Source organism: Cytobacillus sp. FSL K6-0129, from assembly GCF_038007625.1.
GTDB classification, from domain to species: domain Bacteria; phylum Bacillota; class Bacilli; order Bacillales; family Cytobacillaceae; genus Cytobacillus; species Cytobacillus kochii.
Window position 1 is genome coordinate 3,443,769 of sequence record NZ_JBBOXM010000001.1, and the last position, 12,938, is coordinate 3,456,706.

Genomic DNA, 12,938 nt, shown 5'->3' on the forward strand with positions numbered 1-12,938 from the left:
AATAAAAATGCGCACCAAAGTTAATAAAAGGGAGTGATTGCCTTTTTCTGTGCTGGGAAAACTCTGTAATCAACGTTTCCCCCTTTTTACATTGTGATATTCATTTCGTACTTACTCCATTTTTTCTCTATTATACTAAACAACATTATTCCTCTTTTATTTATTCAATGTATAGTGCAGGCAGAGTGAAAGAATTAGACTAAAATATTTGCTTTCGTTGTACCTTTATAAACCCGTTATTTTTTACGGTTAACCGCTGATCGATCATATAAAGCAACTCGAAAGCCGATGATAATGGATAGTAAGATGACAATAAACGGCGCATAAAAAATAATAAATGTACTCATCTAAAATGTCTCCCTTCTTATACATGACTATCATTTCGCCCTTGTACATACTCCTTATTAAATAAGAAAAGCCGCAATAAAAGATAGAGCGATGGTAGGAGCAAACCTAAACCGGCTATAAAGGCTATAATCAAAGCGATGGCCATTGCTTCATTTGTGAAACTATCAAATATTGATAAATGGGGATACAGTAAATACGGATAATGTGAAATGCCATAAGCAAAGAAGGCAAGGTAATATTGTCCGCATAACAAAGTGAATGCGAGCCCATAGTTCATCCTCTTATATATAAGGATAAACGTCCCGATGAAAAATAGTACAGACAATGCAAACATCCACCATAAATCAACAAGTCGTTCAAAATGCTCTGGGTTGTGGAACTTTAATTCAACGATAATCCCAATTGCTGTAATGAGTGAAGGGATAGCCCATATTAGTGCATATTTCCTTAATAAAATAGTTGCCTCTTCGTCCTTGGCATAATGGGCATACCATGTTAAGAAAACAGCTGAGATATAAAGAACTGCCGTTATACTCAGTACAACAATACTCCATGTGAGTGGGCTTGTGAAAAGGGAGACTATATCAAGCACAGGTCCATTTTGTTCGATTGAAATAAATCCGCCTTCTGAGATTGTAAAAACAATTGAAAGGGAAGCTGGGATAAATAAGCCAGATAATCCATAAACATATGTATACCTCTTGGGCATACGATTTCCGTATGTTGAAAAAGCATAATAAGATCCACGAATGGCTAATAAAATAATGGCTAAGCTAATCGGCACTAACAGAGTGGTCCCATAATAATAAGCGGATTGTGGAAAAAACCCAACGATACCGACAAAGAAAAAGACGAGAAATACATTGGTGACTTCCCAGACTGGGGATAAGTAACGTTGAATGATTTTATTTAAAATATGTTGATTGCCTCTATATAAGCTGTAGGCATTAAAAAATCCTGCGCCAAAATCAATAGATGCAACGATAACGTAACCAAACAAAAACAGCCAAAGTACAAAAATACCAATTATCTCAAGACTCAAAAGTGTCACCGCCTTTTTCTATTTTTCGATCAGCTAATTCTTGTTCAACCGTGTTTCTATTGAACATACTAGTGAGTACGTAAATACTCCCTGCACCGAGCAAGAGGTATAAACAGGCAAATAGAACAAGCATCCAGCCTACATATTCATTACTAGTTGCCGCTTCAGCTGTCCGCATCAACCCATGTAGAATCCAAGGCTGTCTACCTACTTCGGTGAACCACCACCCTACCTCAATGGCGATCATTGAAAGTGGACCGGAAAGCACCATAATCCATAAAAACCATTTCGAATGAATAAATGACCACTTTCTAATAAGCCCAATAATATAAAGTAAAGCAATTAAAATAAGGAGCATACCTAAAGTCACCATAATATCGAATAAATAATGAATATATAAAGGTGGCGTAACATCTTCATCAAACTGGTCCAAACCGATGACTTCGGCAAATGGATTGCTGTGGGCAAGTATACTTAAAGCGTAAGGTATCCGAATGGCATATTTAATCTCTTCATCATCTAATACACCATAGAGAATAAGAGGCGCATTTTCTTCTGTTTCAAAATGCCACTCGGCAGCCGCAAGCTTCTCTGGTTGATATTCGGCTAAATATTTTCCAGCGAAGTCACCTAACAGGGCGGTGGAGATGGAGAAGACGAGTGCAAGTTTTAAAGTTAGATAAAGCGCTTTTTTATGATAGAGATGTGTTGAACCTCTAAGCATGCGATAAGCAGCAATACTAGCAAGTATAAACGCTGAAGTCATATAGGCCGTGCTTAAAACATGTGCTACCTTTGTCGGCATAGCTGGACTAAACATAGCAAGCAATGGAGAAATATTAACAATCTGTCCATCGACAATATCAAATCCTTGGGGTGAATTCATGAAAGCATTGACCACAGTAATAAAAACAGCCGAAAATGAAGCACCTAAAGCAACAGGGATTAACAATAGTAAATGTTTTTTTTGATTTTCAAATCGATCCCATGTATATAAGTAAATTCCAAGAAAAATTGCCTCAAAGAAGAAAGCAAATACTTCCATAAATAATGGCAGAGCAATAATATGTCCTACTAGTTCCATAAAGTGTGGCCAAAGAAGAGAAAGCTGCAAGCCGATTGCCGTTCCTGTCACAACTCCAACAGCTACGGTAATGACGAATCCTCTTGCCCAACGACGAGCAAGTAATATGTAATGGTCATCTTGCTTTTTAATTCCGATCCATTGGGCAATCATAATCATTAGTGGGATTCCTACACCAATGGTTGCATAAATGATATGGAAAGTTAATGTTAACTCTGTCAAAGCACGGCTATATAAAACGCCTTGTTCGCTAGCCAATAGAATCCCTTCTTTCGTTATTATCTTTTATAATTAGTGGAACAAGCGTCCGAGGATGGATAAGCCGAGAATAAAAGCGATTGAAAAGGCTAAGAGAATGAGCTTTTTCTCCTGTTTTTTATACATTTTGTCTCCTCCTTTATTTCAAACTAAGTTTGCCCATAATATGGGATATTATTAAGAATCAGACAGAAACTTGTTACAAAGGATGAGAATAATTGGGTTATAATAGAATTAACTGTTTTTTAGGGGTAAATTTTCGTTAGAAAGGGATGATAAGGAATTTATTCTAGCCATGTATCAATTTGAAAAAGTAAAGAGGAGATTATTATGGAAACAAAAAGTAAAAAGAAAAGTAAACAAAGTATACTAAGAATGGTGATTAGATGTCTGATTGTTATTATAGGTGGTTTTATCGCTGCTTATGGACTAGAGGCAGTCTTGATTCCTAATAATGTATCAGATGGAGGCGTTACGGGCATCAGCATTGTAGGTTCGCAACTATTTGATGTCCCATTAGGTGTTTTAATCGCAATTCTTAATATACCTTTTGTTTGGTTAGGTTATAAACAAATTGGTAAAACATTTGCCATCTATTCAATTATTGGTATTGCTTCATTAGCTGCAGGTACAAGCCTCATGCATCACATACCAGTCATTATTCAAGGTGATACACTCCTTGTCACAGTTGTAGGTGGAATTATTCTTGGTTTTGGTATGGGGTTAGCATTACGTAATGGTGGGGCACTTGATGGAATCGACATGCTTGCTGTGCTACTTTCACGAAAGCTCCCATTCGGAACAAGTGATTTAATTCTATTCTTAAATTTATTTGTCTTTATAATTGTTTCTACTGTGTTCGGCCTCCAGGGGGCGTTCTTATCTGCGATTGCTTATTTTATTGCAAGTAAAGTGATACATATCGTTGAGGAAGGGTTAAGTGGATCGAAAACATTTAAAATCATTACAACTGAACCAGTGGCTATGGTTGAAACCATTCGCGACCGTCTTGGGCGTAGTGCTACGTATAAAGAAGCTTATGGCGGTTATTCGCATGAAAAGTTCATCGAAATCACTTGTGTCATTAACCGTTTAGAAGAAAGCAAAATGAAAGAAATCATTTCTGAAATTGATGACGGCGCATTTGTCACCGTTTATGATGTAGCAGAAGTGAAAGGTGGAAGCTTTAGGAAAACGAATATTCACTAATTCAGTTTATTACTCATCCTTTCCCAAACTTGACTGTTTGGGGGGATGAGTTTTTTCGTTTTAGAAATAAAAAAAATAGATTTTTAGTGAATAACAATCCTACTTAAATGAGAATTATTAAATTTTCATATGTAGAGTATTGCGATTCATATCGTATTTAATTATTGGTTAAGAGAAGGACATTTGATTATAACCATTAAAATTAACGGAAAATTATAAAAATACAATACTGTTTATGCAGGGAATGAATGGGTAAAGGGGAAATAGTAGATAGGTAAATAAAGGGATTAAGGGGGGCTCATAGTGACAGAGAAGTTTGAGGTCACAATTAATGGAGAAACAACAAGTATGAGTAATCAAAAGTCGGTTATGCAGCTATTAAATACAATGAATATTGAGGTACCATCACTTTGTTATCATCCTAGTTTAGGAGCTATTGAAACTTGTGACACTTGTATTGTGAAAGTAAATGGGGAATATGTCCGTTCGTGCTCAACGACCATACAGCCAAATGATAAGGTTGAAACAGTAGGTGAAGATATCCATGAAGCACAGATGATCGCTATGGATCGCATATTAGGTAATCATGAATTATATTGTACAGTTTGTGACTTTAATAACGGCAATTGCGAAATACATAATACCGTCAAGGAAATGAAGATTTCCCATCAAGAGACTGATCATACATCAAAAGATGCAAAAGTACAAAGAAATGAGTTTTATCGATATGATCCTGATCAATGTATCCTTTGTGGTAGATGTGTCGAGGCATGTCAGAACTTACAAGTTAATGAAACGTTAACAATTGATTGGGATTTAAAGCGACCACGAGTAATTTGGGACAAGGATTCTCCGATTGAAGAATCGTCATGTGTAAACTGTGGTCATTGTTCAACTGTTTGCCCTTGTAATGCCATGATGGAAGTTGGGATGGAAGGAGAAGCCGGATTCTTAACCGGTGTTAAACAACAATCTCTTCGTCCGATGATTGAACTAACGAAGAATATTGAAACAGGTTATGAGTCTCTTTTAACCATTTCGGATATAGAAGCAACTATGCGAGAAGAAAGAATTAATAAGACGAAAACAGTTTGTACATATTGTGGCGTAGGCTGTTCGTTTGATGTGTGGACAAAAGGAAGGCAAATATTAAAAGTAGAACCGCAGGAGGAAGCACCAGCAAATGGTGTATCAACTTGTGTGAAAGGTAAATTCGGCTGGGATTTTGTTAATAGTGAAGAGCGCTTGACCAAGCCATTGATAAGAGATGAAGAAGGTTTCAAAGAAGTGGAGTGGGAGGAAGCGCTTACTTTTATTAGTTCAAAAATGACTGAGATAAAAACGAATCATGGACCTGATTCATTAGCTTTTGTTGCATCTTCTAAATGTACAAATGAGGAGTCCTATTTAATGCAAAAATTAGCGAGAGCTGTCATCGGGACAAATAATGTTGATAATTGTTCCCGTTATTGCCAATCTCCAGCAACAAAGGGACTATGGAGAACAGTAGGTTACGGAGGCGATTCTGGCAGCATTAGTGATATTGCTCAAGCAGAGTTAATCATTTCTATCGGCTCCAATACAGCAGAATCCCACCCTGTTTTGGCGACAAGAGTAAAACGAGCGCAGAAACTAAACGGTCAAAAAGTGATTGTGGCAGATTTACGGAAGCATGAATTAGCTGAACGAGCAGACCTTTTCGTTCAACCTGCACCGGGCAGCGATCTTGTTTGGCTTTCAGCAGTGACAAAATATATTGTCGATCAAGGCTGGCATGATGAAGCGTTCTTAGCTGCGCATGTCAATAATGTAGAAGTTTTCTTCGAAAGTTTAACGCCCTATACATTATCATACGCTTCTGAAGTGACGCACTTATCAGAAGAAGAGCTGATCTCAATCGCTGAAAGAATTCATGAAGCAAAAACAACATCTATCCTTTGGGCGATGGGTGTGACACAGCATGGTGGAGGGAGTGACACAAGTACAGCTATCTCTAATTTGCTTCTTGTAACAGGAAACTATATGAAACCAGGTGCAGGTGCTTATCCACTTAGAGGTCATAATAATGTGCAAGGAACAAGTGATTTTGGCAGTATGCCAGATCGTTTTCCTGGTTATCAATATGTAACCGATGAAAGTGTCAGACAACGTTTTGAGGAGCAGTGGGGTGTGGACCTCCCTAGTGAGCCTGGTTTAAATAATCAAGAAATGGTAGAAGCCATTCATGAAGGGAAATTAAAGGCTTTATATATAAAGGGCGAAGATATGGGGATTGTTGATACGAATATCAATCATGTACAAGCAGCTTTTGAAAAACTAGAACTGTTTATTGTGCAAGATATCTTTTTCTCGAAAACATGCCAATATGCGGATGTAGTATTACCAGCCAGCCCTAGTTTGGAGAAAGAAGGAACGTTTACCAATACTGAAAGAAGAATTCAACGTTTATATAGAGTAATGGAACCGCTGGGTGATTCTAAGCCTGATTGGGAAATTATTATGGCTATTGCTAATCAACTAGGTGGAGATTGGAACTATCAACATCCAAGTGAGATTATGGATGAAGCCGCATCTCTTACCCCGTTAATGGCTGGAGTCAATTATGATCGGTTAGAAGGCTATAAAAGTCTACAATGGCCAGTAGCAGCAGATGGCAAGGATACTCCACTCTTATTCACAGATGGATTTTCACTACCGGGTGGAAAAGCTATTCTCCATCCAGTGAAATGGACACAACCGCTTACTTTCAATGAAGAATATGATATCCATGTCAACAATGGTCGACTGCTAGAGCATTTTCATGAAGGGAATATGACTTACAAATCTAAAGCGATTTCCGGTAAAACACCTAATGTCTTTCTGGAGGTTTCAGGCGAATTGGCAGCGGAAAGAGGGATTAGAGATGGTACGAAAATTAAGTTAACATCTCCCTATGGCAGTGTAAGGGTAAGCTGCCTCGTCACTGATCGAGTAAAAGGTAAGCAGGTCTATTTACCAATGAATACATCTGGAGAGGGCGCTATTAACTATTTAACTAGTTCGCATACAGATAAGGATACAGATACGCCTGCATATAAAGAGATTTCAGCTAAGCTTGAGGTAATAGAAGAAGATGGAGAGTCTCCATTACCACGGAAGAATCATCGCTTCGGTACACCTCAACCGCAAGTAGGTGTGAATGTGGAAGGGAAATGGCAGAGGAGCGACTATATTTTCCCTGGAGATCTTGTAAGAGAGAGGAGGAGGAGGAGACATGGCTAAAGCAACAACAGTTATACGAAAAATCGAAGTGTCGCCTGAAGAGCAGAGAAATAGGGAATTAAAGGAACTGGAAGATAGTATTGTGAATAACCGCCGAGCAATTATTGATTCTATACACTTAATACAAAGAATCCACGAAAAAGGCATCCTTCATATCGTAGAAAGTATGCTGGGACAAAGTGACAAAATTCTTGATCGTGTCCTGTTATCAATGGAGCATCCTGAAGTTACAGGATCAATTAAAAATTCGTTCCTTCTCCTTGAAGTCTTAGGAAAAATAGATTTAAAGGAATGGGAACCGATGATTGATAAAATAAATACTGCACTTACCCGCATGGTAGAGGTTCAACAATCAGATAAGGAAAAAAAGGAAGTGACCATGCTATCTATGCTAAGGGATTCAGAGGTAAGGGAAGGAATGAGTATTCTACTTGCTTTTGTGAAAGGACTTGGATCAAGTGAGGGTAAGGAAAAGGAAGAGATAGTAAAACAAAATTTGGGCACCAGAAAGTTTAATAAGAATTGGCTCTTTTTTATAGGTGGAGCAGCAGTTATGTCTATCCCGTTATTTTTAAAGAGAAAAAAAGAATGAATTTCCGGCCAATGTGCCGGAAATTTTTTTTGGGGAGGGGAGAAAAGAGGGAGGTGCCTCTGATAAGAATAAAATGCGCATATAAGCGGCTATGGAAGTAGCGAGAAGTGTGGGCAAAAGACCTCACTCATAAAAAAGGTCCCCATAGTACGTATATGGGGATTTATTGTCGTTCTTTATTCGGCTTGCAACCATTCTTGAGACCACTTCTCTATTTCGCGTAAAACGGGCTCTAGGGCCATTCCTTTGTCTGTAAGCGAATACTCTATTCTTACGGGCGTTTCCGGATACACCTCGCGTTTAACAATACCTTGTTGTTCAAGGTCCTTTAATCTTTCGGACAAGACTCTACCGCTAATGCTCATTGAAGATTCTAATGTACAAAAGCGTTTAGGTCCTGCTAATAGTTGATAGATTACTAGACCAGTCCAACGTTGGCTCATGATACTCATGGCTTTTTCGAATCGAGGACATATCAGTGCTTGATTCAAAATGGTCACCCCTATTCGATGATTTCCTTATATCTTAACAATACATGATTATTGTACTTGACACAAGTAGTTAACAAAAATATAATTACTTACATAAAGTAACTAACATAACTAAAAGACAATTAAAGGGGTTAATGCAAATGAATACGTTTCATGCAGAGCCAAATATCTACGCACAGAAAATAGATCTTAAAGTAACAAATTTACAAACATCACTAAGATTCTATCAAGATATATTAGGTTTCCAAGTATTGCATCAAAGCAAGCATGAAGTGTCATTATCAGCTGATGGGAATCAAACTTTAGTGCAATTACATGCGCCAGAAGGTTTGCAGAAAAAAGAGCTGAGAAGAACAGGGCTATATCATTTTGCCATCCTGCTTCCAACGAGAAATGACTTAGCTAAGATCATTCGCCACTTTATTAAAGTGAATTATCCTTTACAAGGAGCGTCTGATCATGATGTGAGTGAAGCCCTTTATTTAGCAGACCCAGACGGAAATGGGATTGAAATTTATGCTGATCGCCCAAAAACGTCTTGGGATTGGAAGGGTGAAGAAGTTGTCATGGGCACCAATGCCTTAGATGTTCAAAGTATTATGAGTGAATGGGACGGTAATGAGTGGAATGGTATGCCGAATGAAACAATTATGGGACATATTCATTTACATGTAAATAATATAGAAGAAGCAAAAACTTTTTATTGTGAGGGTCTAGGCTTTGAAGTAGTTACTCATTATGGTAATCAAGCATTGTTTATTTCTACTGGGAAGTACCATCATCATATTGGCTTAAATATTTGGAACGGAACCATGGCTGTAGCGCCTTCAGCTAATAGTGTTGGGATGGCTTTCTATACGCTCGTTTTCCCGAAAAACAAGCTTGAACAGGCTGTTGAAAGACTTCAAGCGATGAATATAGAGGTCGAAAGGCAAGCGGACAGTTATATGGTGAGTGACCCCGCTGGAAACAATATTAAGTTAGTCGTTGAATAGAAAGGTGAGCCTTATGGATGTTAACTACGATGTATGTATTGTTGGTGCCGGACCTGGCGGCGCATTATTGGGATATTTATTAGCGAAAAATGGCATCAATGTCATCGTGCTAGAACGTAATGAAAATATGGATAAAGAATTCAGAGGAGAACATTTAAATCACTTAGGTGAAAATGTACTTAAAAAATATCATTTGTTTGATCAGGTCAAACAATTAGGTGTATTGCCGATGGAAGGAATAGAGTACTGGCAGAACGGGAGAATTCTTAGAACTGTCTCACCTGCTCCAGATGAAAGACATGTTGGCATCCATGTACCGCAAAAGCATTTATTATCAGTTCTATTAAAAGAATCTTTACAGTTCTCCGCCTATCGCCTATTAACAGGTACAAGGGCTACTGAATTGATGCTCTCAGATGGGAAAGTAAAAGGGGTAAAAGCGAAAAGGAAAAATGGAGAAGAAATAATGATTCACTCCTCCATTGTTATTGGTTCAGATGGTAGGCATTCAACGATTAGAAAGCTAGCTAAAATTCCATTTGAAAAAATTGAACACGATTACGATTTACTTTGGGCAAAATTCCCTGCACCACAAAATTGGCAACCTGTTATACGACAAGGCTTAGTAAACGATCATCAACTAGCGCTTTTTACACAAACGAATTCTTATATTCAAGTGGGATGGAATATAGATAAAGGTGCTTTTGCAGAGATTAGGAAACAACCAGTGGAAACATATATAGAAAAGTTAATTCAGGCATTTCCAGATTTACAACAATCTGTGTTAAAGTATATTCAATCGTGGCAGGATTTTATTTTACTAAATGTACAAAGTTGTCGTTGCCAAACTTGGGTTAAGGATGGCTTAGTACTAATGGGAGACGCAGCTCATACGATGAGTCCAACAGGCGCATTTGGCTTAAATAGTGCCTTGATTGATGCAGAAACTTTATATCCAACGATAGTTAAAGCTTTAGCTGCAAACGATACAAGTGCTGCATGCTTAAATGAGTTTGAAAGATATAGAAGAACAGATATTGAATCTTTACAATTAGAGCAACAAAAGATGGAGGCTTCATACAGAGAGCAGTTTGTCTCTGCCTGAGTCTTAGGGGGAGAAATAAATGAATCAAATAAACATAGAAACAAAAGCAATTGAAATATTAGAAAAAAAGATTCAGAGAATTGATCGAGGTGATCGTTCTGTTTATTTAGTAGGGCCGATTCGCTTACCTGTAAACCTAGATGGAGAAACTGTGCATTTTAAATGGTATTGCTGGTTAGATAGTGCTGAAGTGATGGAAGATACGAGCAAGATTGTCGCTCATTTATCTTCTGCTAATCTTGCTGATTCACAGCAATCAAGTGTCCTTGTTTACGGTGATTTTGAGGATAGTGAAGATGCATTGGTGCGTTTCCACTCGATTTGTCATACCGGGGATATTTTTGGCAGCAAGCGTTGTGATTGCGGATACCAACTTAAGCAATCTATGAAAATGATGGTGGCAAATGGTTCGGGCGCATTGTTTTACTTAGCTAATCATGAGGGAAGAGGCATTGGGTTATTTAGTAAAGCGATGGCTTATGTACTGCAGGAAAATGGTTATGATACCGTCGAGGCAAATGAAGAGCTTGGCTTTGTGGATGACTCTCGAAAATATGATGAAGCAATCACTGTATTACAACAATTGAGGAAAAAGCCTATTACATTAATCACGAATAATCCCAAGAAATTAGATGCTTTAACAGATGCAGGAGCCTTATTAGTAGGTCGGACACCACTATGGGGGGATATCTCTGATTTTAATGAAAAGTATCTGCAAACAAAGGTGTTAAAATCCGGACATCTTCAGGCAGAAGGGGTGTCGAGAGATGAGTAATGATCAATTTTACATGGAGTTAGCATTGCAAAATGCCAAAGCGATGAAGGGACAAACAGATCCCAATCCGCTTGTAGGTGCCGTAATTGTAAATAACCAGCGGATTGTGGGTATCGGCGCGCATATGAAAGCAGGTGAACCACATGCAGAAATTCATGCTCTCAATATGGCAGGGGATCAAGCGAAAGGGGCAACGATTTATGTTACCTTGGAACCTTGTTCCCATCATGGACGAACGGGTCCCTGTGCGGAGGCCCTTGTTCAAGCGGGGATAAAAAAATGCGTTATCGCTTCATTAGACCCCAATCCTATTGTTAGTGGGAATGGAGTAAGGATATTAGAAAAAGCAGGTATCGAAGTAATTATTGGTATTTGTGAACAAGAAGCAATAGAGATGAATGAGGTATTTAATCATTATATAACTGCTGATCGTCCTTTCATTACACTGAAATCTGGTATTTCACTGGATGGTAAAATTGCTACACATACAGCTAGCAGTAAGTGGATTACTTCAGAAGAAGCAAGATTAGATGTACACCAGTTAAGAAGTAACCATCAAGCGATTTTAGTTGGAATTGGAACAGTGCTTCATGATGACCCAGCTCTAACGTCTAGAATACAAAATGGTAGAAATCCCATTAGACTTGTGTTAGATTCAACTTTACGTATCCCTATGGAAAGTCAGCTTGTTAATGATGGATTAGCACCAACATGGGTTTTTACTGGTTCCTACTATGATCAAGAGAAGAAAGCCCAGCTAGAAGAGAAGGGCATTCGTCTCTTTCATACAGCAACAGAAAAAGTAACTATCGCTGAAGTAATGACTATGTTAAAAGAAGAGCAAATTTCTTCTGTTCTGATTGAAGGCGGCGGCAATGTCAGTGCGTCCTTTTTAGAGGACGGTTATATTGATAAAGTAGTAATTTATTTAGCGCCTAAGTTAGTTGGTGGAAAAGAAGCACCAACCTTTTTAGAAGGTACAGGGGTTGCTCTTATGAGTGAAGCGGTAGAATTAGAGCATGTAACGGTGACTCCGATTGGCAAAGACTTTAAGTTTGTTGGATATCCTACTAACAAATAAAGGACTGAAATGATGAGGTTTGGTTTTGATATTGATGATACTTTAATCGATTTAAGAGGACATGCATTAAGTATTTATAATCGGAAATTAAAGAAGGAGATTGAAGCATCTGCACTTCAACAATTAAACACACTTGAAATCCATTCTTTATATGATTTGACTGATGATGAAGGTTTCAAAATGTGGAATCAACATCAAGAGGAAATCTTTTTTACGAACTGCAAAGCTTTTCCTGGCGCACTTGAGCTTTTACAGAAGCTGGCGGCAATGGGGCATGAGATCTTTTATATTACCGCAAGAGATGCGGACTATTGCCAGCAAACGAAAGCTTGGATGAAGCAATTCGGTTTTCCAATTGAAGAAGGTCACTTTTTCTGTGGAATGAAGGATCACGAAAAAGTGAATATCATTAAAGATCTTCAGCTAGATTATTATGTTGATGATAAACCACAAATATTGCACACACTCAAAGAGACAAAGGTCACATGTTTTTTAAAGGATCAATCATATAATCAAGAGGCTTGTGATTGGGAAAGAATAAAAGACTGGCAAGTGTATTTAAGAAATATCGACCAATAAAAAAACTGACTCAGATTGTCGTATGCGTACGACAATATAGAGTCAGTTTTTTTAGCATCTCGTGGAAATAGTAAAAGTGAAGGAATCTAATGAAATGAAATACGAAATACAATTATTG

General features: G+C 38.0%; 12 protein-coding genes. 8 read left to right on the top strand and 4 right to left on the bottom strand.

All coding sequences use genetic code 11. The features are described from left to right. Window positions 1-236: 236 nt before the first annotated feature. From cydS to MHI57_RS17350, 3 genes are read right to left on the bottom strand one after another with little or no spacing between them, the layout of a single operon-like run. Window positions 237-347 (bottom strand): cytochrome bd oxidase small subunit CydS, encoded by a 111-nt coding sequence (gene cydS / locus MHI57_RS25080; protein WP_370873333.1) that lies wholly within the window; start codon window positions 345-347, stop codon window positions 237-239. A gap of 17 nt (window positions 348-364) precedes the next feature. Further along, window positions 365-1,390, bottom strand: coding sequence for a cytochrome d ubiquinol oxidase subunit II (locus tag MHI57_RS17345; protein ID WP_095370889.1), 1,026 nt, complete (start codon window positions 1,388-1,390; stop codon window positions 365-367). Next, window positions 1,380-2,732 (bottom strand): cytochrome ubiquinol oxidase subunit I, encoded by a 1,353-nt coding sequence (locus MHI57_RS17350; protein ID WP_095370888.1) that lies wholly within the window; start codon window positions 2,730-2,732, stop codon window positions 1,380-1,382. The genes MHI57_RS17345 and MHI57_RS17350 overlap by 11 nt, the downstream gene beginning before the upstream one ends. A 330-nt stretch (window positions 2,733-3,062) precedes the next feature. Between MHI57_RS17350 and MHI57_RS17355 the strand changes: the two genes are divergently transcribed. The 3 genes from MHI57_RS17355 (at window position 3,063) to MHI57_RS17365 (ending at window position 7,794) form a co-directional block, all read left to right on the top strand. Then, on the top strand, window positions 3,063-3,941 hold the full coding sequence (locus MHI57_RS17355; protein ID WP_095370887.1) for a YitT family protein: 879 nt from the start codon (window positions 3,063-3,065) through the stop codon (window positions 3,939-3,941). Between the two features lie 348 nt (window positions 3,942-4,289). Continuing rightward, window positions 4,290-7,202, top strand: coding sequence for a formate dehydrogenase subunit alpha (fdhF, locus tag MHI57_RS17360; RefSeq protein WP_445293221.1), 2,913 nt, complete (start codon window positions 4,290-4,292; stop codon window positions 7,200-7,202). Continuing rightward, window positions 7,195-7,794, top strand: coding sequence for a DUF1641 domain-containing protein (locus MHI57_RS17365; protein WP_095370885.1), 600 nt, complete (start codon window positions 7,195-7,197; stop codon window positions 7,792-7,794). Before fdhF ends, MHI57_RS17365 begins: the two co-directional genes overlap by 8 nt. A 176-nt stretch (window positions 7,795-7,970) precedes the next feature. Here the strand turns inward: MHI57_RS17365 and MHI57_RS17370 are convergent, their stop codons facing one another. After that, a complete protein-coding gene (locus tag MHI57_RS17370; RefSeq protein ID WP_095370884.1) occupies window positions 7,971-8,285 on the bottom strand; it encodes a winged helix-turn-helix transcriptional regulator in 315 nt (104 codons plus the stop codon). A gap of 140 nt (window positions 8,286-8,425) precedes the next feature. Here MHI57_RS17370 and MHI57_RS17375 point away from each other — a divergent pair, with 140 nt between their 5' ends. Genes MHI57_RS17375 through MHI57_RS17395 form a run of 5 tightly spaced genes read left to right on the top strand, consistent with a single transcriptional unit; the run spans window position 8,426 to window position 12,820 of the window. Next, entirely contained in the window at window positions 8,426-9,280 is an 855-nt protein-coding gene (locus MHI57_RS17375; protein WP_095370883.1) for a VOC family protein, read from the top strand. A 13-nt stretch (window positions 9,281-9,293) separates the two neighbouring features. After that, window positions 9,294-10,385 (top strand): FAD-dependent monooxygenase, encoded by a 1,092-nt coding sequence (locus MHI57_RS17380; RefSeq protein ID WP_322910305.1) that lies wholly within the window; start codon window positions 9,294-9,296, stop codon window positions 10,383-10,385. A 19-nt stretch (window positions 10,386-10,404) separates the two neighbouring features. After that, window positions 10,405-11,160 carry a GTP cyclohydrolase II gene (locus MHI57_RS17385; protein WP_095370881.1) on the top strand — a complete coding sequence of 252 codons (756 nt, stop codon included), beginning with the start codon at window positions 10,405-10,407 and terminating at the stop codon, window positions 11,158-11,160. Continuing rightward, window positions 11,153-12,241: a bifunctional diaminohydroxyphosphoribosylaminopyrimidine deaminase/5-amino-6-(5-phosphoribosylamino)uracil reductase RibD gene (gene ribD / locus MHI57_RS17390; protein ID WP_095370880.1), complete on the top strand. Its 1,089-nt coding sequence runs from the start codon at window positions 11,153-11,155 to the stop codon at window positions 12,239-12,241. Before MHI57_RS17385 ends, ribD begins: the two co-directional genes overlap by 8 nt. Before the next feature lie 12 nt (window positions 12,242-12,253). After that, window positions 12,254-12,820, top strand: coding sequence for a 5' nucleotidase, NT5C type (locus MHI57_RS17395; RefSeq protein WP_095373549.1), 567 nt, complete (start codon window positions 12,254-12,256; stop codon window positions 12,818-12,820). The last annotated feature ends 118 nt before the right edge of the window (window positions 12,821-12,938 follow it).